Here is a 24476-nt window from a genome sequence, read left to right on the forward strand (position 1 = left end):
CTGGTCCGGTCCGTCTGGATCCCGCGGTCGGCGCGGTTCCGTGACCGCCGGCGCGATCCCCCGCCCGTATCCGCCCGTATCCGCCCGCGTTCACCCGCGTTCACCCGCGTTCACTCTCCAGAACTTACGGCCAGTCAACTCTCACTGGCGCAAGGGCTGTTGGAGAACCCGTGGAAGCGGTGGAGGGAAATCGGCGACCGATTTCGGCGGGCATACGCGCTGACCTGCGACACGGCGGATCCGGCACCCGGGCCCGATGGCGGCACCCACCCTCTGGACATGGGCTGAGGTTAGGCTAACCTACCTTCGAACTGATCCGGTGGAGCTTCACGCCCCATGTCGAAAGCAGCCGCACTCATGCCCAACGCCCGTGCCACCCACCTCTCCCGTCGCGGCGTCCTCGCCGCCGGCGGCGCCCTCGGCCTCGGCGCCGTCCTCGCCGCCTGCGGCGACGACGACGCTTCGAAAAACGGTGGCTCGGACGCGACGAAGGCCGCCGCGAAGTCCGGCCCGTGGACGTTCAAGGACGACCGCGGCACGACCGTGAAGCTGGGCAAGGCCCCGGCGAACATCGTCGCCTTCACCGGTGTCGCCGCCGCCCTGTTCGACTACGGCGTCGAGGTCAAGGGTGTGTTCGGCCCGACCACGACCAAGGACGGCAAGGCCGACGTCCAGGCCGGCGACATGGACGTCAGCAAGCTGACGGTCCTCGGCAACGAGTGGGGCCAGTTCAACATCGAGAAGTACGCGGGCCTCGCCCCCGACGTGCTGATCTCCACGACGTTCGACACCGCGGGCACCCTCTGGTACGTCCCCGAGGAGTCCAAGGACAAGATCCTCAAGCTCGCGCCGAGCGTCGCCGTCTCCGTCTACGACCGTCAGATGCCACAGTCCCTGGAGCGCATGTACGCGCTGGCCGAGTCCCTCGGCGCCGACGTGAAGTCCGCGAAGAACGTCGAGGCGAAGAAGAAGTTCGAGGCGGCCGCCGAGCGGCTGCGCAAGGCCGCCAAGGCGCGCCCGGAGATCAAGGTGCTGGCCGGCTCCGCGAGCCAGGACATCTTCTACGTCTCCGGCTCCAACCTCTCCATCGACCTGGAGTACTTCAAGGCGCTCGGCGTGAACATCGTCGAGCCCTCCGCCAAGGCCCTGAAGGCCAGCGGCGGCTGGTTCGAGAACCTGAGCTGGGAGAACGTCGACAAGTACCCGGCCGACATCATCATCATGGACGACCGCAGCGCGACCATCCAGCCGGCCGACATCACCGAGGCCACCTGGAAGAAGCTGCCCGCCGTCAAGGCCGGCCAGGTCATCGCGCGGACGCCCGAGGCGATCCTGTCGTACGCCAAGTGCACCCCGATCATCGAGCGCCTCGCCGAAGCCATCGAGAACGCCAAGAAGGTCGCCTGACACCCTCCGCGGTGACCCCCTGACGATCACTCAGGAGCACACATGGCGACGGCCGTAGCCGCCCCGTTCCGTTTCTTCACCCTCCGGGTCGTACGGACGAGGCGGCTCGGCCCGTCTCTGCTCCGGGTGACCTTCGGCGGAACCGACCTGGTGGACTTCCACTCCGACGGGCGGGACCAGTCCCTGTCGCTGTTCCTCCCGCACCCCGGCCAGGACGAGCCGGCCGTACCCGTCGAGCTGGGCGACGACTGGTGGCAGGCCTGGCGCGAACTGCCCGACGACGTAAGGGCGGTGATGCGCTCGTACACCCTGCGCGAACTGCGCCGCGATCCCGACGAGATCGACATCGACTTCGCGCTGCACGGCCTGGAGCCGGGCGCGGCCGTCCCCGCCGGGCCCGCCGCGCGCTGGGCGTCCGGCGCGCGGGCCGGTGACCGCGTCGTCCTGCTCGGGCCGGCCGTGGCGGACAACCGGGCCATCCGCTTCAGGCCGCCCGCGGACGCCGACCTCGTGGTCCTGTGGGGCGACGAGACGGCCCTCCCCGCGGTGTCCGCCATTCTCGGATCCCTCCCGGCGGGCCTGCGGGTGCGGGCCTGGCTGGAGGTCCCGCACGCCGGTGACATCCAGGACCTGACCACCCCGGCCGACGCCGAGATCACCTGGCTGGTCGGGGACGACCACACCGCCGGGGATCCGCCCCTGGCGCTCGGCGCCCTGCGGGAAGCGCGACTCCCGCCCGCCGAGGCCCCCTACGCCTGGATCGCGGGCGAGTCCGGACGCGTACGGGAACTGCGCCGCCACCTGGTGCGCGAGCGCGGCATCGACCGCCGGCGGGTCACCTTCGTCGGGTACTGGCGGCAGGGCCTGACGGAGGAACAACTGCGGCAACAGGGCGAGTAGTTCCGCTCCCCCGGATGCCTCCAGCTGATCGAAAAGAGGCGTACGTCACGAAGGACGGGCCAGGGCGAGGACGCTTGATCGACTTAGGTTAGGCTAGCCTAAGTCGAACCAGCGACCTCGCCCTTTCCCGTGTCCCGCTCGGACCCCCCCCCGCACGGAGGACCCCCACATGCGCTCGCACCTGCTCAACGACACCACCGCGGACCGGTATCGCCGCTCCGTGACCGAAGGGGTCGAGCGGGTGGCCGCCAAACTCGCCGCCACCGACCGCCCGTTCACGGGTGTCACGGTCGACGAACTCGCCCCCCGCATCGAGGGGATCGACCTCGACAAGCCGCTGCACGACACCACGGCCGTCCTCGACGAGCTGGAAGAGGTCTACCTCCGGGACGCGGTCTACTTCCACCACCCGCGCTACCTCGCCCACCTCAACTGCCCGGTGGTCATCCCGGCCGTGCTCGGCGAGGCCGTCCTGTCCGCCGTCAATTCCTCGCTGGACACCTGGGACCAGTCGGCCGGCGGCACCCTGATCGAGCGCAAGCTCATCGACTGGACCAACGAGCGCATCGGTCTCGGCCCGGCCGCCGACGGCGTGTTCACCAGCGGCGGCAGCCAGTCCAACCTCCAGGCCCTCCTCCTCGCCAGGGAGGAGGCCAAGGCGGAGAGCCTCGCCGATCTGCGGATCTTCGCCTCCGAGGCCAGCCACTTCAGCGTCAAGAAATCGGCCAAGCTCCTCGGCCTCGCCCCCGACGCCGTCGTCTCGATCCCCGTCGACCACGACAAGCGCATGCAGACCGTCGCCCTCGCCCACGAGCTGGAGCGCTGCCGCCAGGACGGCCTCGTCCCCATGGCCGTCGTCGCCACCTCCGGCACCACCGACTTCGGCTCCATCGACCCGCTGCCCGAGATCGCGGAGCTGTGCTCCCAGTTCGGCGCCTGGATGCACGTGGACGCGGCCTACGGCTGCGGACTGCTCGCCTCGCTGAAGAACCGGGACCGCATCGACGGCATCGAACGGGCCGACTCCGTCACCGTCGACTACCACAAGTCCTTCTTCCAGCCCGTGAGTTCCTCGGCCGTACTGGTCCGCGACGCCGCGACCCTGCGCCACGCGACCTACCACGCGGAGTACCTCAACCCGCGCCGCATGGTCACCGAGCGCATCCCCAACCAGGTCGACAAGTCCCTCCAGACCACCCGCCGCTTCGACGCGCTGAAGCTGTGGATGACGCTGCGCGTCATGGGCGCCGACGGCATCGGCGAACTCTTCGACGAGGTCTGCGACCTGGCCGCCGAGGGCTGGAAACTGCTCGCCGCCGACCCGCGCTTCGACGTCGTCGTACGGCCCTCGCTGTCCACCCTCGTCTTCCGGTACATCCCGGCCGCCGTCACCGACCCGGCCGAGATCGACCGCGCCAACCTCTACGCCCGCAAGGCCCTGTTCGCCTCCGGTGACGCCGTCGTCGCGGGCACCAAGGTCGGCGGACGCCACTACCTGAAGTTCACCTTGCTCAACCCCGAGACCACGACGGACGACATCGCCGCCGTCCTCGATCTGATCGCCGGCCACGCCGAGCAGTACCTGGGAGAGTCCCTTGACCGCGCTTGCTGAATCCACGAACACGACCTACGACTTTGTGGGCATCGGGCTCGGGCCCTTCAACCTCGGTCTCGCCTGCCTGACCGAGCCGATCGCCGAACTCAACGGCGTCTTCCTGGAGTCGAAGCCCCACTTCGAGTGGCACTCCGGCATGTTCCTGGAGGGCGCGCACCTCCAGACCCCGTTCATGTCGGACCTGGTCACCCTCGCCGACCCGACCTCCCCGTACTCCTTCCTCAACTACCTGAAGGAATCGGGCCGTCTGTACGCGTTCTACATCCGCGAGAACTTCTACCCGCTGCGGGTCGAGTACGACGACTACTGCCGCTGGGCCGCGGACAAGCTGAGCAGCGTCCGCTTCTCCACGACGGTCGCGGAGGTGACGTACGAGGACGAGGTGTACACCGTACGGACCGAGGCCGGCGAGCTGTTCCGCGCCCGCCACCTGGTCCTCGGCACCGGCACCTCGCCCCACGTCCCGGACTCCTGCGCGGACCTCGGCGGCGACTTCATCCACAACTCCCGCTACACGCGGCACAAGCAAGAGCTCCAGGCCAAGGACTCGATCACCCTGATCGGCAGCGGCCAGTCCGCCGCCGAGATCTTCTACGACCTGCTCAGCGAGATCGACGTCCACGGCTACCGGCTGAACTGGGTGACCCGCTCGCCGCGCTTCTTCCCCCTCGAATACACCAAGCTCACCCTGGAGATGACCTCCCCGGAGTACATCGACTACTTCCACGCGCTGCCCGAGGCGACCCGCTACCGCCTCCAGTCGGAGCAGAAGGGCCTGTTCAAGGGCATCGACGGCGAGCTGATCAACGAGATCTTCGACCTGCTCTACCAGAAGAACCTCGGCGGCCCGGTTCCCGCCCGGCTCCTCACCAACTCCTCGCTGGAGAGCGCGCGGTACGACCAGGGCACGTACACCCTCGGGTTCCGCCAGCAGGAGCAGGGCAGGGACTACGAGCTGAGCTCGGCGGGCCTGGTGCTGGCCACCGGCTACCGCTACGCCGAGCCCGCGTTCCTCGCGCCGGTCCGCGACCGGCTCCGCTACGACACCCAGGGCAACTTCGACGTGGCCCGCAACTACGCCATCGACACCACCGGGCGCGGGATCTTCCTGCAGAACGCGGGCGTCCACACCCACTCGATCACCTCGCCGGACCTCGGCATGGGCCCGTACCGCAACGCGTCCATCATCCGTGAGCTGCTCGGCACCGAGTACTACCCGGTCGAGAAGACCATCGCGTTCCAGGAGTTCGCCGTATGACCACCGCCACCTCCACCGCCATCGGCACCTTCACCGTCCGCCCCCTCGACCCCGTCGAGGACGCGCCGGTGCTGCACCGGTGGGTGACCCATCCCAAGGCCGCCTTCTGGATGATGCAGGGGGCGAGACTGCACGACGTGGAGCGCGAGTACATGGCCATCGCGGCCAGCGAGCACCACGACGCCCTCCTCGGCCTCCTGGACGGCGAGCCCGTCTTCCTGATGGAGCGCTACGACCCCCGGTACGTCGAACTCGTCGGCCTGTACGAGCCGGAGCCGGGCGATGTCGGCATGCACTTCCTGGTCGCCCCGAGCGACACCCCCGTGCACGGCTTCACCCGGGCCGTGATCACCACGGTGATGGAGCACCTCTTCGCCGACCCGGCGACCGAGCGCGTCGTCGTCGAGCCCGACGTGAGCAACACGGCCGTGCACGCCCTCAACGAGGCCGTCGGCTTCGTGCCCGTGGGGGAGATCCAGAAGCCCGAGAAGAAGGCGCTGCTGAGCTTCTGCACCCGGGAGCAGTTCACGAAGGCGGTGGCCGCGTGAGTCCCGCCGAGAGCGTCGCCCACCTCTCCCCCGAGCGCTGGGCCGAAGCCAACCGCCTCCTTCTCCGCAAGGCGCTCGCCGAGTTCGCCCACGAGCGGCTGATCGCCCCGCGGAGTCTGCCGGACGGCCGCTACGAGGTCCGCGGCGACGACGGCCTGACGAGCTACCGGTTCACCGCGACCAGGTGGTCCCTCGACCACTGGCAGGTGGCCGCCGAGTCGATCACCCGGCACCGTGACGGCGGCGAACTCCCGCTGTCCGCGATCGACTTCTTCGTCGAGCTGAGGAAGTCGCTCGGCCTGAGCGACGAGATCCTGCCCGTCTACCTGGAGGAGATCTCCTCCACCCTCGCGGGCACCTGCTACAAGCTCACCAAGCCGCGGATCCCCGTGCGCGAGCTGGCCGGCTCCGGTTTCCAGGCCATCGAGACCGGCATGACCGAGGGGCACCCCTGCTTCGTCGCCAACAACGGGCGGCTCGGCTTCGGTGTACACGACTACCTCGCCTACGCGCCCGAGACCGCGAACCCGGTGCGGCTGGTGTGGCTGGCCGCGCACCGCTCACGGGCCGCCTTCACGGCGGGCGTCGGCATCGCGTACGAGTCCTTCGTGCAGGGCGAGCTGGGCGCGGAGACGGTCGAGCGGTTCGACGGGATCCTGCGCGAGCGCGGGCTCGACCCCGAGGACTACCTCCTCATACCCGTGCACCCCTGGCAGTGGTGGAACAAGCTGTCCGTGACGTTCGCGGCCGAGGTCGCGCAGCGGCGCCTGGTCTGTCTCGGCGAGGGCGACGACGAGTACCTGGCCCAGCAGTCCATCCGGACGTTCTTCAACACGACCAGCCCCGAGAAGCACTATGTGAAGACGGCGCTGAGCGTGCTGAACATGGGCTTCATGCGGGGCCTGTCCGCCGCCTACATGGAGGCGACCCCGGCCATCAACGACTGGCTGGCCCAGCTCGTCGAGAACGACCCGGTGCTGAAGTCGACGGGTCTGTCGATCATCCGTGAGCGGGCGGCCGTCGGCTACCGGCACCTGGAGTACGAGGCGGCCACCGACCGGTACTCCCCGTACCGCAAGATGCTCGCCGCGCTGTGGCGCGAGAGCCCGGTCCCCTCGCTCCGGGAGGGCGAGTCCCTGGCGACGATGGCGTCCCTCGTCCATGTCGACCACGAGGGCGCCTCGTTCGCGGCCGCGCTGATCGAACGGTCGGGCCTGACGCCGGTGGAGTGGCTGCGCGGCTATCTGCGCGCCTACCTCACCCCGCTCCTGCACAGCTTCTACGCCTACGACCTGGTCTACATGCCGCACGGCGAGAACGTCATCCTCGTCCTGGAGGACGGCGCCGTGCGGCGGGCGGTCTACAAGGACATCGCCGAGGAGATCGCGGTCATGGACCCGCAGGCGGTGCTGCCGCCCGCGGTGGAGCGGATCCGGGTCGAGGTCCCCGAGGACACGAAGCTGCTGTCCATCTTCACGGACGTCTTCGACTGCTTCTTCCGTTTCCTGGCTGCCCAGTTGGCGGACGAGGGCGTCCTCGGCGAGGAGGACTTCTGGCGGACGGTCGCCGAGTCGGTGCGCGCCTACCAGGAGGCGACGCCCGAACTCGAGGACAAGTTCCGGCAGTACGACCTGTTCACGCCCGAGTTCGCGCTGTCCTGCCTCAACCGGCTCCAGCTGCGCGACAACCGGCAGATGGTCGACCTGACGGACCCGTCGGGCGCGCTCCAGCTCATCGGCACCCTGAAGAACCCGATCGCCGGGTTCTGAGCACCGGGCTCCGCGAGGAGCCCCGAAGACGGGCGGGCGCCCCGGAGACGGTCCTCCGGGGCGCCCGTCGGCATTCCCCCTAGCCCGCGGGCCAGGGGACCTGGGGCGAGCGGTAATAGCCGATGCCCAGGGCGTCCCAGCGGGGCGCCTGGGCGGCGAGGCGCACCTTGTAGGTGTCCCAGTCGTGCGTCGAGGCGGGGGACCAGCCGAGTTCGGCGGCCCCGGGCAGCCTCGGGAAGGCCATGACGTCGATGTCCGCGGAGCTCTGGATCGTCTCCGTCCACAGCGGCGCCTCGACACCCTTGACGGCCGAGGCGGGCACGCCGGGAAGGTAGCTTCCCGGGTCCCAGTCGTAGGAGCGCCGCACTTCCACCAGCCCGGCCCAGTCCTGCCCGAGCGGGGTGTCGGCGGTGTACTTCATGTCGAGGTAGAGCCGGTCCGCGGGCGACAGCACGAGCCCGGTCCCGTTCCGCGCGGCCTCGGCGACCTGCGCCTTCTCCTCGGCACCGGTGTCGTCGAGACCCCAGTACTGCGCGAGGGCGCCCGCCGCCGGGGTGGCCCCGGTCAGCTGGTGCCAGCCCATCACCTTCTTGCCGTACCTGGCGACCAGCGGCTGCACCTTGTCCATGAAGGTCACGTAGTCGGCGTGGCTGGTGGAGTGTGCCTCGTCGCCGCCGATGTGGAGGTACCCGCCGGGGGTGAGCGCGGCCAGCTCCCGGATCACGTCGTCCACGAAGGCGTACGTCAGCGGCTTGCCCACGCACAGCGAGCTGAAGCCGACCTCGGTGCCGGTGTAGAGCGGCGGCGCGACCCCGTCGCAGTTCAGTTCGGCGTACGAGGCGAGGGCGGCGTTGGTGTGCCCGGGCATGTCGATCTCCGGGACGACCTCCAGATACCGCGAGGCGGCGTACCGGACGATCTCGCGGTAGTCCGCCTTGGTGTAGAAGCCGCCCCCTCCGCCGCCGACCTCGGTGGAACCGCCGTGGGCCGCGAGCCTCGGCCAGGAGTCGACGGCGATGCGCCAGCCCTGGTCGTCGCTCAGGTGCAGATGCAGCTTGTTGACCTTGTAGAGCGCGAGTTCGTCGATGTAGCGCTCGACCTGGGCGACGGTGAAGAAGTGCCGGGAGACATCGAGCATGGCGCCGCGGTAGGCGTAGCGCGGGGTGTCCCTGATGGTGCCGCCGGCGATCAGCCAGGGGCCTCGCTGTACGGACTTCCTCTCGACGGCGGCGGGCAGCAGCTGCCGCAGGGTCTGGACGCCGTGGAAGAGGCCCGCGGGCCTGCCGGCCGTGATGGTGACGCCCGAGGCGCCGCTGTCGAGCCGGTAGCCCTCGTCGCCCAGCCCCTTGCCGCCGAGCCGGAGCCGGATCGCTCCCGCGCCGTGCGAGCCGACCGGCAGCCGGTAGCCGGTCGAGGGCCGCAGGACGCCGGCGAGGTACTCGCCGACAGCGCGGGCCGCGCGCGAGTCGTCGACGCGGATGCGGGTGTCACCGGTGATGCGGTACGGGGCTCCGCCCGGCTCGACGGAGGCGGGGGCCGGGACGACGCGGCCCAGCGGGGCGGCGGTGGCCCCGGTGTGCGGTGCCGCGCCGACGAGGGAGAAGCCGGCCGTCGCCACGAGCAGCAGCGTACCGAGAAGGCGGGGCGTTCTGTGGTGCTGTCTCACAAGCGCTCCCTTCGGTGCCCGGCGAGAACCCCGGCCCGTCCTCGGCCGCGCGCCTTCGCCGTGCCCCTCGATCTGGTCGATACCTCTGATTGGTCGAGACCACTCTGCCGCAGACGGGGTGGAACAATCCCCCGCATGGCGGAAATCATCCAGCGGGACGGCACATGGATCTTCGACGGCGACACTCTGCGGCTGACGCCGGGGCGGGACAAGAACGTCAGCCTGCTGCGCCGGACCCTGGGTGAACTCACCGTGCCGCTCGGCGCGTTGGCGGGTGTATCGCTGGAGCAGGGCAAGAAGGGCGGGCGGCTCAGGCTCCGGCTGCGCGACGGCGCCGACCCGCTGCTCCAGGCGACCGGCGGCAAGCTCGCGGAGCCGAACGACCCGTATCAGCTCACGGTGGAGGCCGACCGTCTCGGGGTCGCCGAGTACCTCGTGGACGAGGTGCGGGACGCGCTGCTCCTCGACCAGGTCCCGGCCGGTCCGGTCGACGGCTATCTGGTGCCCGGCCCGGCGGTGCCGCTGTCCGCGTCCGCGGGTGACGGTACGGCGAGCTTCGACGGCGAGCGCGTACGTCTGGAGTGGAACTGGAAGACGGAGGAGGCGAAGTCCGCGGCGGGTGCCCGGACGCTCGCGCTCGCGGAGATAACGGCCGTCGAGTGGCGGCCGGCGGCCGGACTGGAGAACGGCTGTCTGCGCTTCACCGTGCGCGGCGCCGACACCAAGGCGCCGCCGAAGTACGACCCCAACTCCGTGGAGCTGTGGGGCTTCAAACGGGACCCGCTGATGGCGCTGGTCGCGGCGGCCGTGCAGGCGAGGCTGCCGCATCCGGCGGCGGCGGTGGAGGACCGTCCCGCCGAGGAGCCGGACGGGGCGGCGGCCCTGGGGCCGGGGCCCGGGGCCGACCACGACGCCCTCCTGCGCAGGCTGCGCGAACTGGGCGAGCTGCACAGGGAGGGCGTCCTGACGGACGAGGAGTTCGCCCTGGCCAAGCAGGCGGTCCTCAAGCGCCTGTAGGAAACGGGCGGGCGAGGACCGCCGCGCGGGGGCCGGCCGCCGGTCAGGGAGGCGGTACGCCCCGCCTTCCGGGCGTACCTGGTTCCTGGGGGCCGGCGGTACCCGGCGCGCCCGGGCGGGTGCCCGGGACTACCTGGCCCGGCGCGCGATCGTGAAGTGGTCGACCTCCGCGCCGGTCTCGGCGATACCGCGGACCTTCAGCGTGGCCAGGCGTCCCTTCGGGGCGGGCTGGACGTCGACGCGCAGGAACGAGTAGTTGAGGTAGCGCACGCGCGACCAGGCGACCGTCTCGTTCTGCCGGCCCTCCTTCAGGTTGACGAAGGAGGCGACGGACTCGACCTCGTTCTCCTTGCCCTCGTAGGACTCCGGGGCGCTGAACGCGTACAGGCTGCGGCCGGCCGCGCCCGCCGTCACGTACACGACACCGTCGGTCTCCGTGTACGCCGTGCCGCCGATCGGCAGCTTCTTGGTGACGGCGTTCGCCTTGATGACGTCCGTGCGCTCGTACTGGTGGTTGTGGCCGTTGATCACCAGGTCGACGGTGTACTTCTCGAACAGCGGCACCCACTCCTGTCGCACGCCCCCCTCCGAGGCGTGCGCCGTGGAGGTGCAGTACGCGCAGTGGTGGAAGAAGACCACCACGAAGTCGATGTCCTTCGAGGCGCGGTACTTCTTGAGCTGCGCCTCCAGCCACCTGGTCTGGGTGCCGCCCGAGATGCCGAGGTTGGCCGGGATCTCGAAGGAGACGTCGTTGGCGTCGAGCGAGATGATCGCCGTGTTGCCGTGGACGAAGGAGTAGACGCCGGGCAGGTTGGCCTTGTCGGGGCCGTTGTCCGGAAGCGTCCAGCGGGCCTCCTCGCCGCCGTAGCCGTTGGGCGAGTACCAGGCCTCCATGTCGTGGTTGCCGTACGCCGGCATCCACGGGACCTGCTTGGCGACCGTCTCCGTCTGGGCGAGGAACTGGTCCCAGATGCGCGAGTCGAAGCCGGTGTCGGCGGTCTTGCCCTGGCCGGCCGGGTCCGCGTACGCGATGTCGCCGGCGTGCAGGTGGAAGGCGGGGTTCTGGGCGAGCAGCAGGGCGTCGTTGGCGAGGCCGTGGTAGCCGACGCCCTCGTCGCCGAAGGCGGTGAAGGTGAAGGGCTCGGCGCGGTCGGGCGCGGTGGTGAAGGTGCCGAGCGTGCCGAGGAGGTGCGGCTGGGCCGGGTCGAAGCCCGCGTGGCCGACGCCGTAGTAGTAGGTCCTGCCGGGGCGCAGGTGGGTGAGCTTGGCGTGCAGGTAGTACTGGGTGTGGTCGCCGCTCGCGCCCACGCCGGCCGGGGTGTACAGGGTGCGGACCTCGGCGTCGATCTTGCGGGAGAGGTCCCAGGGGTGGGCGCCGATGCGGATGTAGGGCTTGCCGACCGCGGCCGGCACCTGCCAGGAGACGGTCATCTCGGTGCGCGGGTCGTTGCCGAAGGCGAGGTGGCGGCCGAAGGGGGCGACGAGCGCGCCGTCGACCTTCTCCGCCGAGGCCGGGGCGGAGGTCCGCTGCGCCGGGGCGGCGGCCTGTGCGACGCCGGGCACGAAGGCGCCGCCCGCGACGGCGCCGATGGTCACGGCGCCGCCTCTGATCATGTTGCGCCGCGAGAACCTGGCGCGAAGGTACTCGTGCTGCTCGGCCATGGTCATCTTCTCGGCGAGCCGCTCGGGTACGCCCATGCGTGGAGTGTCCATGGATCCAGAAGTTGCTCCGGGCAATCGACGGGACGCAGGACGCCGGATGGACAGCCCACAAACAGCACACCATGAGAGATTCAACAAGCGCTTGCCCGATATCGGGCAGAATTCTTGCGAATCGTCTTCCGGTACCCCAGGATCAACGGGTGCACGACGAACTCGTTGATCATTTGACGCGGTCGACCCCCCTGAACCGGGGTGAGGCGCTGCGGGTGATCCAGGACGTTCTCGCCTATTTCGACGAGACGGCCCAGGAGTTCGTCCGCCGCCGCCACCGCGAGCTCCAGGCCCAGGGCCTGGTGAACGAGTCGATCTTCGAACGGATCGAGGCGGACCTGAAATATCGCGCGGTCGCGCCGCCGGAGCTCACACTCAGGCAGCTCCGCCGCATCGTCTATGGCTGAGGGAATCTACCTGTATGTGCGGAATCGTCGGATACATCGGCAGGCGTGATGTGACCCCGCTGCTCCTCGAAGGCCTTCAGCGCCTGGAGTACCGCGGCTACGACTCGGCGGGCATAGTCGTGACCTCCCCGAAGTCGGCCGGCCTGAAGATGGTCAAGGCGAAGGGGCGGGTCCGCGACCTGGAGGCGAAGGTCCCCAAGCGCTTCGCCGGCACCACGGGTATCGCCCACACCCGCTGGGCCACGCACGGCGCCCCCTCCGACGAGAACGCGCACCCCCACATGTCCGCCGACGACAAGGTCGCGGTCGTCCACAACGGCATCATCGACAACGCCTCCGACCTGCGGAAGAAGCTCGAAGCGGATGGCGTCGAGTTCCTCTCCGAGACCGACACCGAGGTCCTCACCCACCTCGTCGCCCGCTCCCAGCAGGTGAAGCTGGAGGACAAGGTCCGCGAGGCGCTGCGGGTCATCGAGGGCACCTACGGCATCGCCGTGATGCACGCCGACTTCCCCGACCGCATCGTGGTGGCGCGAAACGGCTCCCCCGTCGTGCTGGGCATCGGCGAGAAGGAGATGTTCGTCGCCTCGGACATCGCCGCCCTGGTCACCCACACCCGCCAGATCGTCACGCTGGACGACGGCGAGATGGCCACGCTCAAGGCCGACGAGTTCCGGACGTACACCACCGAGGGCACGCGGACGACGTCCGAGCCGACCACCGTCGAGTGGGAGGCCGCGTCGTACGACATGGGCGGCCACGACACGTACATGCACAAGGAGATCCACGAGCAGGTCGAGGCCGTGGACCGCGTGCTGCGCGGCCGCATCGACGACCGTTTCTCGACCGTCCACCTCGGCGGCCTGAACCTGGACGCCCGCGACGCGCGCGCCGTGCGCCGCGTGAAGATCCTCGGCTGCGGCACCTCGTACCACGCGGGCATGATCGGCGCCCAGATGATCGAGGAGCTGGCCCGTATCCCCGCGGACGCCGAGCCGGCCTCCGAGTTCCGCTACCGCAACGCGGTCGTCGACCCCGACACCCTGTACATCGCGGTCTCCCAGTCCGGTGAGACCTACGACGTGCTGGCCGCCGTGCAGGAGCTCAAGCGCAAGGGCGCGCGGGTCCTCGGCGTGGTCAACGTCGTCGGCTCGGCGATCGCCCGCGAGGCGGACGGCGGCATGTACGTGCACGCGGGCCCCGAGGTCTGCGTCGTCTCGACGAAGTGCTTCACCAACACCACCGTCGCCTTCGCCCTGCTCGCCCTGCACCTCGGCCGCACCCGCGACCTGTCGGTCCGCGACGGCAAGCGGATCATCGAGGGCCTGCGCAAGCTCCCCGCCCAGATCGCCGAGATCCTGGAGCAGGAGGACGAGATCAAGAAGCTGGCCGAGCAGTACGCCGAGGCCCGCTCGATGCTCTTCATCGGCCGCGTCCGGGGCTACCCGGTGGCCCGCGAGGCCTCGCTGAAGCTCAAGGAGGTCTCGTACATCCACGCCGAGGCGTACCCGGCCTCCGAGCTCAAGCACGGTCCGCTGGCGCTCATCGAGCCGGCGCTCCCCACCGTCGCGATCGTCCCCGACGACGACCTGCTGGAGAAGAACCGCGCCGCCCTGGAGGAGATCAAGGCCCGCAGCGGCCAGATCCTCGCCGTCGCGCACCGGCACCAGGAGAAGGCCGACCAGACGATCGTCGTCCCGAAGAACGAGGACGAGCTCGACCCGATCCTGATGGGCATCCCGCTCCAGCTCCTCGCCTACCACACGGCGCTGGCGCTCGGCCGGGACATCGACAAGCCGCGCAACCTCGCCAAGTCGGTCACCGTCGAGTAGTCACCACCGGACGGCGCTCCGCCACCCCTTCGTCGCCACGCAAGTCCCTTGCCGGCGGCCGGACATGAACGATCCCCGTGCGCACCACCCGCGCACGGGGATCGTTCTTCGAGGGGCCGGAGCCGCCCAATACCCCGGCCCGCGCCGAGGTCAGCCGGTGGCCGTCACCCCCCGGCCGGCGGCGCGTCGCGGAAGCGCGGTGGGCCAGTGGGCGAGAGCCGCGGTGGCCGCGTACCAGGCGACCGCGCCGGCCGCGACGGCGAACCAGCCACCGGCCTTGCCCAGGACGGTGCTGTCCGCGAAACGGCCGACGGCGAGAAGCAGCAGGGAGACGAAGAACAGTCCGTAGGCGCCCTGACCGAGGGTGTCCCCGCCCGCGAGGGCGAGCGAGAGCACGACGAGCGCGAAGAGCAGCAGGAAGAGTCCCGCCGCGTTGTCGGAGACCTGGCCGCCGGCCGAGACGGCCCAGGTGAACCAGAGGGCGCCGATTCCCGTGAAGGCCGTGCCGTTCGCCGTGTCACGGTCGCGGAAGGCGAGCAGACCGGCGACGAAGAGCGCGACGCCGCCTACGTAGTGGGCGAGTGACACGGCGTCGGCCGCCGTCACCCCGTCGATCAAGTCGGTGTACCCGAGGCCGAAGGCCAGCAGGGTCACGCCGAGCGCGAGTCTTCCTATGACGGTGGTGGTGCTTCCCGCAGAGACGTCGTTGTCCACGGCGGGCTCCCTTCATGCCTGTGCAGTTGTGCTGCGCCGTACCGGTCGCCGCGTAGGACCGGCGTCCCGTATATGCCCTTCACAAAGGCACAAACACCTCTACGCGTCAGTAGGTTCACTCACCGCGCAGAGAACGCCGCCGGTCGCGCGCGGCGCGGCCGGACCACCCCGTAAGGGACGGGGCGTCAGGGAATGACGATGACAGGGCGCTTGGCGCGCTTGGCGAGCCGTCCCGCGACCGAGCCGAAGATGCGCCCGACGATGCCGTGCGTGGAGCCCACGACTATCGCGTCCGCCTCGTACTCCCGGCCCACTTCCTCGAGTTCGTGGCAGATGTCGCCGCCGCGCTCGACCAGGATCCAGGGGACCTCGGAGAGGTATTCGGCGCAGGCGAGTTCGAGACCCAGCACCTCGGTGCGATGGTCCGGGACGTCGACGAAGACAGGCGGCTCGCAGCCCGCCCACACCGTGGTGGGCAGCCGGTTGGCCACATGGACGATGATCAGGCCCGAACCGGAGCGATGGGCCATCCCGATCGCGTAGGCGAGGGCACGCTCGCTGGACGTCGAACCGTCGAAACCGACGACGACGCCGTGCTTGAAAGCGGGATCGCAGGACTGGCGGGGTTCTTCCGCCGCCAGGGGCTCGGCCGCCGTGGGATCGGCGAGCGGGCGCTTGCGGTCCGCGGGATCGAAGAATTCGTGACCGGCCATGGGTGTCTCGGCGTTTGGATCCTCGTGGTGGGGACGACAACGAACGGCAGAGCTGTGTCTGGGAAACATCTTCCCAACCCCATACCCCCAAGGGTACGGCGGCACGCCTCCTCTGCCCAGATCCCGCGCGCCTTACGCGGCATTCCAGGGAGCATGCACGAGAGGGTGCCCGTAACGCAATGGTTGCTGCCCCGTACAGGCGGTTTGCGCAGGGCCCCCTGTGAATTTGCACCGGCTCCCCGGGAACGGGGGGTCCGGTCGGCGGGCGGGACCGGGCGGCCCCCTTCCGGACACACACCCCCACCGGCCGGGCGGTGACCGGCGGGTCGAACGCGCGTTGAACCGGTCGCAGCCGCCGCGGAGAAGGCACGCCATGGAGATCACATGCCGTGCGGAGCGCGGAGAACACCGGAGCACCAGGGAGCAGAACGTGTCCGGACCCGACACCGCCCCCCGCTCCTCCACACCCTCCGCGCCCTCCGCCCCGCCGGCCCGCCCCGCCCGTTCCGTACCGCCCGCGGCACCCCCCGGAGCGCGACCCGGATCACACTCCGGATCGCGATCGGGAACATGCCCCGGTTCACGCCCCCCGGCTCCTCCCGCGCCGGACGCGGTGGGCGACGTGGTCCGCTGGGCGGCCTTCAGCTGCGTCCTGGTCCCGGCGGTTCTCCTCCGGTACGGCAGTTCGCTCGCCGGCGCGGCCGGTACGGGACTTGGCCTCGCGGCCGTGACGGGGGTCTGTGTGATCCTGCTGCGCCGGTCCGAACGGGGGGCGGCGCTCCTGGCCGACGAGCAGCGGAGCACGTCGCACCCGCGCCCGCGCCGACGCGCCCCGCGGCAGCGCGGACGGCACGGGAGGACCGGTGCCAGGAGTACGGGAGCCACGGGGGTCACGGGGCACGGGAGCGGAGCGGGCCCGGGGGTCGCCCCACGGGGCGGAAGCGGCACGGGAGTTCACCGAGGCGCTCGTCACACCGAGGGGAGCGAGTCGGTCGACTGACCGGTTTGCGCGCACACCTACGCTTCTTTTCAGCCAACTTCCGGCAGTGGCGCATCCCTTGCTCGAACGACCCCCCAACCCCCGTTCGACCTGCACCTAAAGGGGTACGGAGGCCGCGCGCACCCTATGTGGATTGGCCACTGCCACGAGGCGCACTTCCCTGCGGCGCCCACGAGTGCAACGCTTCGTGATCGAATGCTTCACGCCAAGTTGCCATGTCGACATTCTGCGGAGTACCGAACTGGTCACCCTGGCGTGACGGGACACAGTAGATTCGATCTTGTCTTACGGCGGGGGACTCGTGCAGGACCGAGGGGAAACGTGCAGGAGCGACACAACCGAGGAGCCGCGACCACCGAGGGGGGCTTAGCAGGATGAGCCACGACTCCACTGCCGCGCCGGAAACCGCGGCCCGGAAACTGTCCGGGCGACGCCGCAAGGAGATCGTCGCGGTGCTGCTGTTCAGCGGCGGCCCCATTTTCGAGAGTTCCATTCCGCTGTCGGTGTTCGGGATTGACCGCCAGGACGCCGGCGTGCCGCGCTACCGCCTTTTGGTGTGTGCCGGCGAGGAAGGCCCGCTGCGGACCACAGGGGGCCTGGAACTCACCGCACCACATGGCCTGGAAGCGATCTCCAGGGCAGGCACGGTCGTCGTGCCCGCCTGGCGGTCGATCACCTCGCCACCACCGGAGGAGGCACTCGACGCACTGCGCCGTGCCCATGAGGAAGGCGCCCGCATAGTCGGGCTGTGCACCGGCGCCTTCGTGCTCGCCGCGGCCGGCCTGCTGGACGGCCGTCCGGCGACCACCCACTGGATGTACGCGCCGACGCTGGCCAAACGCTATCCGTCGGTGCACGTCGACCCCCGCGAGCTCTTCGTGGACGACGGCGACGTCCTGACATCGGCGGGTACGGCGGCCGGAATCGATCTCTGTCTCCACATCGTGCGGACGGACCACGGCAACGAGGCGGCCGGCGCGCTCGCCCGGCGTCTGGTGGTCCCGCCGCGGCGCAGCGGAGGCCAGGAGCGCTATCTCGACCGGTCGCTGCCGGAGGAGATCGGCGCCGACCCCCTCGCGGAGGTCGTCGCCTGGGCGCTGGAGCATCTCCACGAGCAGTTCGACGTCGAGACGCTGGCGGCTCGCGCCTACATGAGCCGCCGCACCTTCGACCGCCGGTTCCGCTCGCTCACCGGAAGCGCTCCCCTGCAGTGGCTGATCACTCAGCGCGTCCTGCAGGCGCAGCGCCTCCTGGAGACGTCCGACTACTCGGTGGACGAGGTCGCGGGCCGCTGCGGCTTCCGTTCACCGGTCGCGCTGCGGGGCCACTTCCGGCGGCAGCTGGGTTCGTCCCCGGCCGCGTACCGGGCGGCGTACCGCGCCCGCAGGCCGCAGGCCGAGCGGACCGTGGATCCGGACGGCCCTTCGGGTCCGGTCGGACCGCCGACGTCACTGCACCAGGAGCACTCGGGCCCGGTCCCGATGCAGACCCGCCGCACCGCGGCGGCCGGCCTGGGCGCGGCGGCGTCGCTCTCCGCGGAGGCGATGCGGGAACGGGCGGAGCTGTACGCCACGGGCAGGCCGAGCCTGCCCGGACAGCGCAGCGCGCCATAGGTCCGGCGGCAGCCGGCAGGACACGCGGGGCCCGCACCTTCGGGTGCGGGCCCCTTCGTATGCGGACCCCTTCACCCGCGGGCCCGGATCCGGTGCGATGCGCCGCCCCGGCGGGGCGCACGGGCGGGTCCACCGGAGGGAGGCTGGCCGTAGGGTGAGACGCATGAACGATCGCATGGTGTGGATCGACTGCGAGATGACAGGACTCTCGCTGTCGGAAGACGCGCTCATCGAAGTGGCCGCGCTGGTCACCGACTCTGAGCTGAACGTGCTCGGCGAAGGGGTGGACATCGTGATCCGCCCGCCGGACGCGGCCCTGGAGACGATGCCGGACGTGGTGCGCCAGATGCACACGGCCTCCGGCCTGCTGGAGGAGCTCGCCGGGGGGACGACCCTGGCGGACGCCGAGGAGCAGGTCCTCTCCTATGTACGTGAGCACGTCAAGGAGCCGGGCAAGGCCCCGCTCTGCGGGAACTCCGTCGGAACGGACCGCGGTTTCCTGCTGCGCGACATGCCGACGCTGGAGGACTACCTCCACTACCGCATCGTGGACGTGTCCTCCGTCAAGGAGCTGGCCCGCCGCTGGTACCCCCGGGCGTACTTCAACAGTCCGGAGAAGAACGGCAACCACCGCGCCCTGGCCGACATCCGCGAGTCCATCGCCGAGCTCCGCTACTACCGCGAGGCGATCTTCGTCCCGCAGCCCGGCCCCGACTCGGACACCGCCCGCGCCATCGCGGCCAAGCACGTCCTGCCCACCGAATAGGCCTTTGACGGGGCCCGGATGGGCCCCGGAAAAAGCTGTGCGCGAGCACCCCTTCAGACCCTGTACACTTTTTCTCGGCCGGTCGGAGAAACCCGAAGACCGGACATGGTGGGTGTAGCTCAGTTGGTAGAGCACCTGGTTGTGGTCCAGGTGGCCGCGGGTTCAAGTCCCGTCACTCACCCTGAGTAATCAGCCGGTGACCTGTTGAACAGGTCACCGGCTGATTGCGTTCCCGGACCCCGCGGCCCGTACGCTCCCCTGGTGTCCCACCCCACGAAGCCCCTCGCCACCACCCGGCTCGATCTCCTCCCGTTGCGGGCCGGGCACGCCGAGGAGATGGCCGCGGTGCTGGCCGATCCGGCGCTGCACGCGTTCATCGGCGGGGCGCCGGACACTCCGCAGGCGCTGCGGGCCCGGTACGAGCGCCTCGTCGCGGGCTCGCCGGATCCGGACGTCCTCTGGTGCAACTGGGTGCTGCGGGAGCGGGCCCTGGGATGCCTCGTGGGGACGGTGCAGGCGACCGTCTCGAAGGAGACCGCGGAGGTCGCCTGGGTCGTGGGCACACCCTGGCAGGGCCGGGGATACGCGGTGGAGGCGGCGAGGTCACTGGTCCGGCACGCGGCCCGGGCGTTCCCCGTCCGCACGGTCGTGGCGCATGTGCACCCCGCTCACCACGCCTCGGCCGCCGTCGCCGCGGCCGCGGGACTCACCGCGACCGGCGAACTCCACGACGGCGAGGTCCGCTGGGAGCTGACGGTACGACGGTGACCCGTTCCGGTCCCGGGCACGACGGCCCGGAACCGGAACGGGGGGGGGGGGGGGGGGGGGGGGGGGGGGGGGGGGGCGCGGCGGGGGGGGGGGGGGGGGGGGGGGGGGGGGGGGGGGGGGGGGGGGGGGGGGGGGTGTGGGGGGGGGGGGGGGGCGTGTGGTGGGGGGGGGGGGGGGGGGGCGCCCCGCCGCCGCCCCCCCCCGCCGGTGTCGCGTTGAGGACCGACTGGAGCGTGGCGGGCGTGTTGCTGCGCCGGAACGGTGAGACGCCCTCGGTGGCGGCGTAGAGCACCACGCCGAGCGACCAGAGGTCGGAGGCGGGCCCGGGGCGTACTCCCAGCACCCGCTCCGGGGCGATGTACTCGGGCGAGCCGACGAAGCCGCCGGTGTCCGTCAGGCTCGTGTCGCCCTCGATCCGGGCGATGCCGAAGTCGGTGAGCACGACGCGGTCGTGCGGCCCGAGGAGCACGTTGTCGGGCTTGACGTCACGGTGCAGGACGCCCGCCGCGTGCGCCGCCTCCAGGGCTCCGAGGACCTCCAGGCCGATGCGCGCGGCCTCGCGGCTGCCGAGGGTGCCCTCCCTGAGGGCGTCGCCGAGCGAGCGGCCCCGCACCAGCTCCATGACGATCCAGGGCTGCCCGTCCACGACGGCGACGTCGTGGACGTTCACCACGGCGGGATGGTCGAGCCGCGCCGCCGCGCGTGCCTCGCGCCGCATCCGCTCGTAGGCGTTGGCCCGTTCACGCTCGGGAAGATGGTCCGGGACTCGCGGTTCCTTGACGGCGACCTCGCGGTCCACGGTCTCGTCCACGGCCCGCCACACCGTGCCCATGCCGCCGTGCCCCAGCTTGGCGAGCAGGCGATAGCGCCCGGCGACGAGCCGGCCCGCCCCCGGTTCCCCCGAGGGCGCCGACGGCGAGGCCCCGGCCCGGTCCGGGACGGTGCCGGCGGGCGTGGCATAGGGATTGCCCGGGAACGGGACGGCGACCGGAACCTCCGGCTGCCGGCCGGGCCCCGCTGCCCCCGGCTGCCGGACGTGCCCCTGGCCCTCCGGCGGCTGCCCCGGCACCGCGGGCCCCGACTGCCCCGGCACCGCGGCCCCCGGCTGCCGCTCCCGCGTCACAGGTCTCGGTGGTCGCAGACTGAAACTCGTCGGCTCGTCGCCCCCGAGAGGGACTCCCCCGTCGTCACTCATGCGTCCATCTGTATCGCGGCGGACGCCACGTCATCCAGCCTCTGCGCCCACCGGTCACAGAGCCGTGACGCGGGCATCCCTTATCTCCCGTTTACGGAATCGCTCCGTCACGAGACCGCGAAGGTGTCCAGCGCCACGTCGAAGTACTCCTTGGCCTCCGTCACCCGGCCCACCGGCGCGGAGACCCAGACGTCGTACATCCGGCCGCCCTCCTCCCAGCACAGGTCGTAGGTGTGCCGTGGTCCCTCCGCCGCGGTGAAGCCGTCCCAGGTGAACTCCCACAGGGCGGCGGTGTGCCCTTCGTGCACCGTCCGCGCGACCCTGCCGTCGCGGTAGCCGGGATTGCTGGAGGGCCCGTCGGCGTCCGCCCGCCGCATCACGCCCAGCGGCCCCCCGGTCACGGGATCGGCCACCTTGATGCCGATGCGGAAGACGTCCCCCGGCGACATGTAGAAGATCCGCTCGCCCTGCGGATCGCGCGTGAAGCCGTCGGGCACGGCGAGCGAGAAGCCGTTCGGATCCGTCGCGACGCGGTAGCCCGAGGGCGCCGTGCGGGCGGTGGCGGGCGGAGTGCGGTGGCTGGTCACCGTGACGGTGGGTCCGGCGCCCCGGGGCGGGACCGAGGGTGTGCCGGACGCCGGGGACGAGGCGGAGGAGGTGCGGGGCGTGCCCGGCGCACTCGACGAGGCCGGTCTGCCCTCTCCGCCGCCGCCCATCAGCAGCGCGGCCGCGGACACCCCCGCGCCGGCCATCGCGGCGACCAGCGCCGCGGCGACGAGGAGGCTGCGCGTGGACTGCCGGGGCGGGGTGTCGGCCACGGTGGCGGCGGAGGTCCCCGGCGCCTCGGGCGCGGATCTGCGCAGGGACACATGGGGTACGTCCCGCCGCGTCGGCGTGTACGGGACCAGCAGGCGCGGCGTACGGCCGGTGTCCCGGTAGGCGCGCAGCATCCGCTCCGCCTCCGCCGCGTCGATCCGCCGCTCCGGGTCGCGCTCCAGCAGCCCTCGTACGACGGGCAGCAGCGGCGCGGCCTGGGCCGGCGGGCGGATCTCGTCGACGACGACCGCGTGCAGGATGCCGCCGAGCGAGTCGCGTCTGAAGGGCGACGCCCCGCTCAGCACCGTGCACAGCAGCGCGCCGAGCGACCACAGGTCGGACTCGGGACCGCTCCGCGCCCCGGCCATCCGTTCGGGCGCGGTGTACTCGGGCGAGCCGACGAACGCGCCGGTCTCCGTGAGCGTCGTCGCGCCCGCGACCTGGGCGATCCCGAAGTCGGTGAGCACGATGCGGTCGGTGCCCTCCTCGACGAGGACGTTGGCGGGCTTGAGGTCGCGGTGCAGGACGCCCGCGTCGTGCGCGCGGCGCAGCGCCTGGAGCAGGTCGATGCCGATGCGGGCGGCCTCGCGCGCGTCGACCGGCCCGTTCGCGGAGATCCGTTCGGCGAGCGAGCCGCCGTCGATCAGTTCCATGACGATGTACGGGCGTTCGTCGTCCTCGACGACGTCGTGGACGACGATGATGTGCGGGTGGTGGAGCTGGGCGACGGCCCGTGCCTCGCGCAGGGTGCGGTCGCGCTGGAGCCGGGACTCCTCCGCCGAGAGCGAGTCGTCGAGGGCCAGCTCCTTCACCGCGACCCGGCGGCCGAGCAGTTGGTCGGTGGCACGCCAGACGACGCCCATGCCGCCCCGGCCGATCCTGGTCTCCAGCCGGTAACGCCCCGCGATCACACGGGCGTTCTCCCCCTCGGTCCCCATGGGTCTCATCATGCCCCACCGGACCGACCCCTTCCGTGGCACCGACCGGCCAAGTATGCCGCTGCCCCAGGACACCCGGTGGCACGCTCCCGGCGGCTCAGGCTCGGATCAGCCCTCCTGGAAGCTCCGCAGAATCGTGTCGAACTGCTTTTTGGTGGCGGTCCATTCGACGGCCGGCGAGGACTCGTAGACGGCGTACTCGGTGCCGTCGCTCTTCATGTACCCGACGTCGATCGCACGGTAGGGCCCCGGGAAGTAGTGCGGCGCGTCCTTGGCCAGGGCGTCCCAGGTGTACTCCCATCGGGCACCCGGCTGGTCCCGGAACAGCTCCTCCTTGAGGAGCAGTTGTCTGTAGTCCCGCAGCCGCTCCGAGAGCTTCCCGTCCAGGTCGCTCATGTGCTCGTACGAGGTGCTGAAGTCCGGAGCGGTGTCGACGGCGACCCGCACGAGGTGTTTGCCCTTGTCGGGTGAGTAGTCGATCTGCCGGAGGCCGTCCTGGTCGATGGAGACGGACGGCTTCCACCCCTTGGGCAGGGAGATGCTGAAGCCCGCCTCGTCGTGCCGCTCCCAGCCGGCGGGAACCGCCCCCTGACCGCCCTTGTCGCTCGGCTCGGAGCTCGGCTTGTCGCTCGGCTCGGCGTCGGCGCTCCGGGTCGACGACGCGGAGGTGGAGCCGCCGGGGCTGCCGCCCGGGCCGAAGTGCTGCAGCGCGACCGCGACACCCCCGCCGACGAGCGCCGCGAAGGCGACGACCAGGGCGAACGTACGCAGGCGGTGCCGCTTCGGCGGCGCGGGCACGGGCCCGATCGTCACCGGCCGGTACGGCGTGGTGGAGGCCGTGTGCGCGCGGGTACCGGTGCCGGTCCGCGACTCCGGGGTGTCGTACCCCGCCTGCCCCGTCGGCGCGTACGCCTCACTCGACAGTCGTCCCGACGCCGCCTCGGCGAGCATCTGCTCGGCCTGCGCCGCACCGGGCCGCTCGGCCGGATCCTTGCGCAGCAGCGCGGCGAGGACGGGCCCCAGAACCCCCGCGTTGACCGGTTCGGCGGGTTCCTCCTCGACGACGGCCTGCATGGTGCCGATGGGCGACGTGCGGCGGAACGGCGACCGGCCCTCCACCGCGGTGTACAGCGTGGCCCCGAGGGCCCAGAGGTCGGAGGCGGGACCGGGGTCGTGGCCGCGCACCCGCTCGGGCGCGAGGTAGTCGACGGAACCGACGATCTCGCCGGTGCGCGTGATCGTCGTATCGCCCTCGACCTGGGCGATCCCGAAGTCGGTGAGCAGGACACGGCGGTCGGGCGAGAGCAGGACGTTGCCCGGCTTCACGTCCCGGTGCAGCACACCGGCGGCGTGCGCCGCGCGCAGCGCGCGCAGTACCCACAGCCCGATCCGTGCGGCCTCGGCCGGTTCGAGGCGCCCCTGCTCCTTGACCTCGTCGGCCAGCGAGTTGCCCTCCACCAGCTCCATGACGATCCACGGCCGGTTGTCGTGTTCCAGCACGTCGTGGATGGTGACGACGGCCGAGTGGTTGATCCGGGCCGCGGCCCGCGCCTCGGCGTGGGTCCGGGCGAGCAGCCGGGCCAGGTCGCTCTCGGCGACGTACAGCGCGGCGGTCAGCTCCTTGACCGCGACGGCGCGGTGCAGCACCTCATCGTGTGCGCGCCAAACCCGGCCCATGCCACCGCTGCCGATGGATTCGACAAGCCGGTAGCGGCCCGCGAGGAGCAGGCCCTGCATCTGATTCACGTTTCCCCGCAATGGTCTTGACAGGGTCAGACTAAGGAGAGGTACCCACCCTGGGAACAAGCGGGGTCGTACGGA

Annotated in this window: 18 protein-coding genes, 1 tRNA gene and 1 pseudogene; 13 read left to right on the forward strand and 7 right to left on the reverse strand. The window is 71.1% G+C overall.

What is annotated here, in order from left to right:
• Positions 1 to 357: 357 nt before the first annotated feature.
• From ACFYW9_RS05500 to ACFYW9_RS05525, 6 genes are all read left to right on the forward strand, one after another.
• Positions 358 to 1407, forward strand: a complete 1050-nt coding sequence (locus tag ACFYW9_RS05500; RefSeq protein WP_389145769.1) for an ABC transporter substrate-binding protein — start codon at positions 358 to 360, stop codon at positions 1405 to 1407.
• 42 nt (positions 1408 to 1449) lie between these two features.
• Positions 1450 to 2307, forward strand: a complete 858-nt coding sequence (locus ACFYW9_RS05505; protein WP_389145171.1) for a siderophore-interacting protein — start codon at positions 1450 to 1452, stop codon at positions 2305 to 2307.
• A 169-nt stretch (positions 2308 to 2476) separates the two neighbouring features.
• Entirely contained in the window at positions 2477 to 3919 is a 1443-nt protein-coding gene (gene desA, locus ACFYW9_RS05510) for a lysine decarboxylase DesA (RefSeq protein ID WP_389145174.1), read from the forward strand.
• Positions 3903 to 5180 (forward strand): lysine N(6)-hydroxylase/L-ornithine N(5)-oxygenase family protein, encoded by a 1278-nt coding sequence (locus ACFYW9_RS05515; protein ID WP_389145177.1) that lies wholly within the window; start codon positions 3903 to 3905, stop codon positions 5178 to 5180. The genes desA and ACFYW9_RS05515 overlap by 17 nt, the downstream gene beginning before the upstream one ends.
• Entirely contained in the window at positions 5177 to 5728 is a 552-nt protein-coding gene (locus ACFYW9_RS05520; protein ID WP_389145180.1) for a GNAT family N-acetyltransferase, read from the forward strand. The genes ACFYW9_RS05515 and ACFYW9_RS05520 overlap by 4 nt, the downstream gene beginning before the upstream one ends.
• A complete protein-coding gene (locus ACFYW9_RS05525) occupies positions 5725 to 7497 on the forward strand; it encodes an IucA/IucC family protein (RefSeq protein WP_389145183.1) in 1773 nt (590 codons plus the stop codon). Before ACFYW9_RS05520 ends, ACFYW9_RS05525 begins: the two co-directional genes overlap by 4 nt.
• A gap of 79 nt (positions 7498 to 7576) precedes the next feature.
• On the opposite strand, the gene ACFYW9_RS05530 is transcribed toward ACFYW9_RS05525, so the two are convergent.
• Entirely contained in the window at positions 7577 to 9163 is a 1587-nt protein-coding gene (locus ACFYW9_RS05530; protein WP_389145186.1) for a beta-N-acetylhexosaminidase, read from the reverse strand.
• A gap of 135 nt (positions 9164 to 9298) precedes the next feature.
• Here ACFYW9_RS05530 and ACFYW9_RS05535 point away from each other — a divergent pair, with 135 nt between their 5' ends.
• Positions 9299 to 10180, forward strand: coding sequence for a DUF4429 domain-containing protein (locus tag ACFYW9_RS05535; protein ID WP_351861674.1), 882 nt, complete (start codon positions 9299 to 9301; stop codon positions 10178 to 10180).
• 129 nt (positions 10181 to 10309) lie between these two features.
• Here the strand turns inward: ACFYW9_RS05535 and ACFYW9_RS05540 are convergent, their stop codons facing one another.
• On the reverse strand, positions 10310 to 11878 hold the full coding sequence (locus tag ACFYW9_RS05540; RefSeq protein ID WP_389145190.1) for a fibronectin type III domain-containing protein: 1569 nt from the start codon (positions 11876 to 11878) through the stop codon (positions 10310 to 10312).
• 164 nt (positions 11879 to 12042) lie between these two features.
• Between ACFYW9_RS05540 and ACFYW9_RS05545 the strand changes: the two genes are divergently transcribed.
• On the forward strand, positions 12043 to 12300 hold the full coding sequence (locus tag ACFYW9_RS05545; protein ID WP_351861678.1) for a hypothetical protein: 258 nt from the start codon (positions 12043 to 12045) through the stop codon (positions 12298 to 12300).
• A gap of 14 nt (positions 12301 to 12314) precedes the next feature.
• Complete coding sequence (gene glmS / locus ACFYW9_RS05550) at positions 12315 to 14132, forward strand: glutamine--fructose-6-phosphate transaminase (isomerizing) (protein ID WP_351861680.1); 1818 nt, start codon at positions 12315 to 12317, stop codon at positions 14130 to 14132.
• Positions 14133 to 14282: 150 nt separating this feature from the next.
• On the opposite strand, the gene ACFYW9_RS05555 is transcribed toward glmS, so the two are convergent.
• Positions 14283 to 14846, reverse strand: coding sequence for a GPR1/FUN34/YaaH family transporter (locus ACFYW9_RS05555; RefSeq protein ID WP_351861682.1), 564 nt, complete (start codon positions 14844 to 14846; stop codon positions 14283 to 14285).
• A gap of 185 nt (positions 14847 to 15031) precedes the next feature.
• Positions 15032 to 15559 (reverse strand): universal stress protein, encoded by a 528-nt coding sequence (locus ACFYW9_RS05560; protein ID WP_261703579.1) that lies wholly within the window; start codon positions 15557 to 15559, stop codon positions 15032 to 15034.
• Between the two features lie 1374 nt (positions 15560 to 16933).
• Between ACFYW9_RS05560 and ACFYW9_RS05565 the strand changes: the two genes are divergently transcribed.
• The 4 genes from ACFYW9_RS05565 to ACFYW9_RS05580 all read left to right on the forward strand — a co-directional run bounded on the left by ACFYW9_RS05565 (position 16934) and on the right by ACFYW9_RS05580 (position 19706).
• Entirely contained in the window at positions 16934 to 18172 is a 1239-nt protein-coding gene (locus ACFYW9_RS05565) for a helix-turn-helix domain-containing protein (protein WP_351861687.1), read from the forward strand.
• A gap of 163 nt (positions 18173 to 18335) precedes the next feature.
• Positions 18336 to 18938, forward strand: coding sequence for an oligoribonuclease (gene orn, locus ACFYW9_RS05570; protein WP_351861689.1), 603 nt, complete (start codon positions 18336 to 18338; stop codon positions 18936 to 18938).
• Between the two features lie 108 nt (positions 18939 to 19046).
• Positions 19047 to 19119, forward strand: a tRNA-His gene (locus ACFYW9_RS05575).
• 77 nt (positions 19120 to 19196) lie between these two features.
• On the forward strand, positions 19197 to 19706 hold the full coding sequence (locus tag ACFYW9_RS05580) for a GNAT family N-acetyltransferase (RefSeq protein ID WP_389145772.1): 510 nt from the start codon (positions 19197 to 19199) through the stop codon (positions 19704 to 19706).
• A gap of 198 nt (positions 19707 to 19904) precedes the next feature.
• Here ACFYW9_RS05580 and ACFYW9_RS05585 read toward each other — a convergent pair.
• From ACFYW9_RS05585 to ACFYW9_RS05595, 3 genes and pseudogenes are all read right to left on the reverse strand, one after another.
• Positions 19905 to 20901: pseudogene (locus ACFYW9_RS05585) on the reverse strand (serine/threonine-protein kinase); the annotation flags it as partial.
• A gap of 107 nt (positions 20902 to 21008) precedes the next feature.
• Positions 21009 to 22655: a protein kinase gene (locus tag ACFYW9_RS05590; protein WP_389145198.1), complete on the reverse strand. Its 1647-nt coding sequence runs from the start codon at positions 22653 to 22655 to the stop codon at positions 21009 to 21011.
• Positions 22656 to 22763: 108 nt separating this feature from the next.
• Complete coding sequence (locus ACFYW9_RS05595) at positions 22764 to 24392, reverse strand: serine/threonine-protein kinase (protein ID WP_389145775.1); 1629 nt, start codon at positions 24390 to 24392, stop codon at positions 22764 to 22766.
• Between the last annotated feature and the right edge of the window lie 84 nt (positions 24393 to 24476).

It is taken from the genome of Streptomyces sp. NPDC002698, assembly GCF_042888945.1.
Classification (GTDB): domain Bacteria; phylum Actinomycetota; class Actinomycetes; order Streptomycetales; family Streptomycetaceae; genus Streptomyces.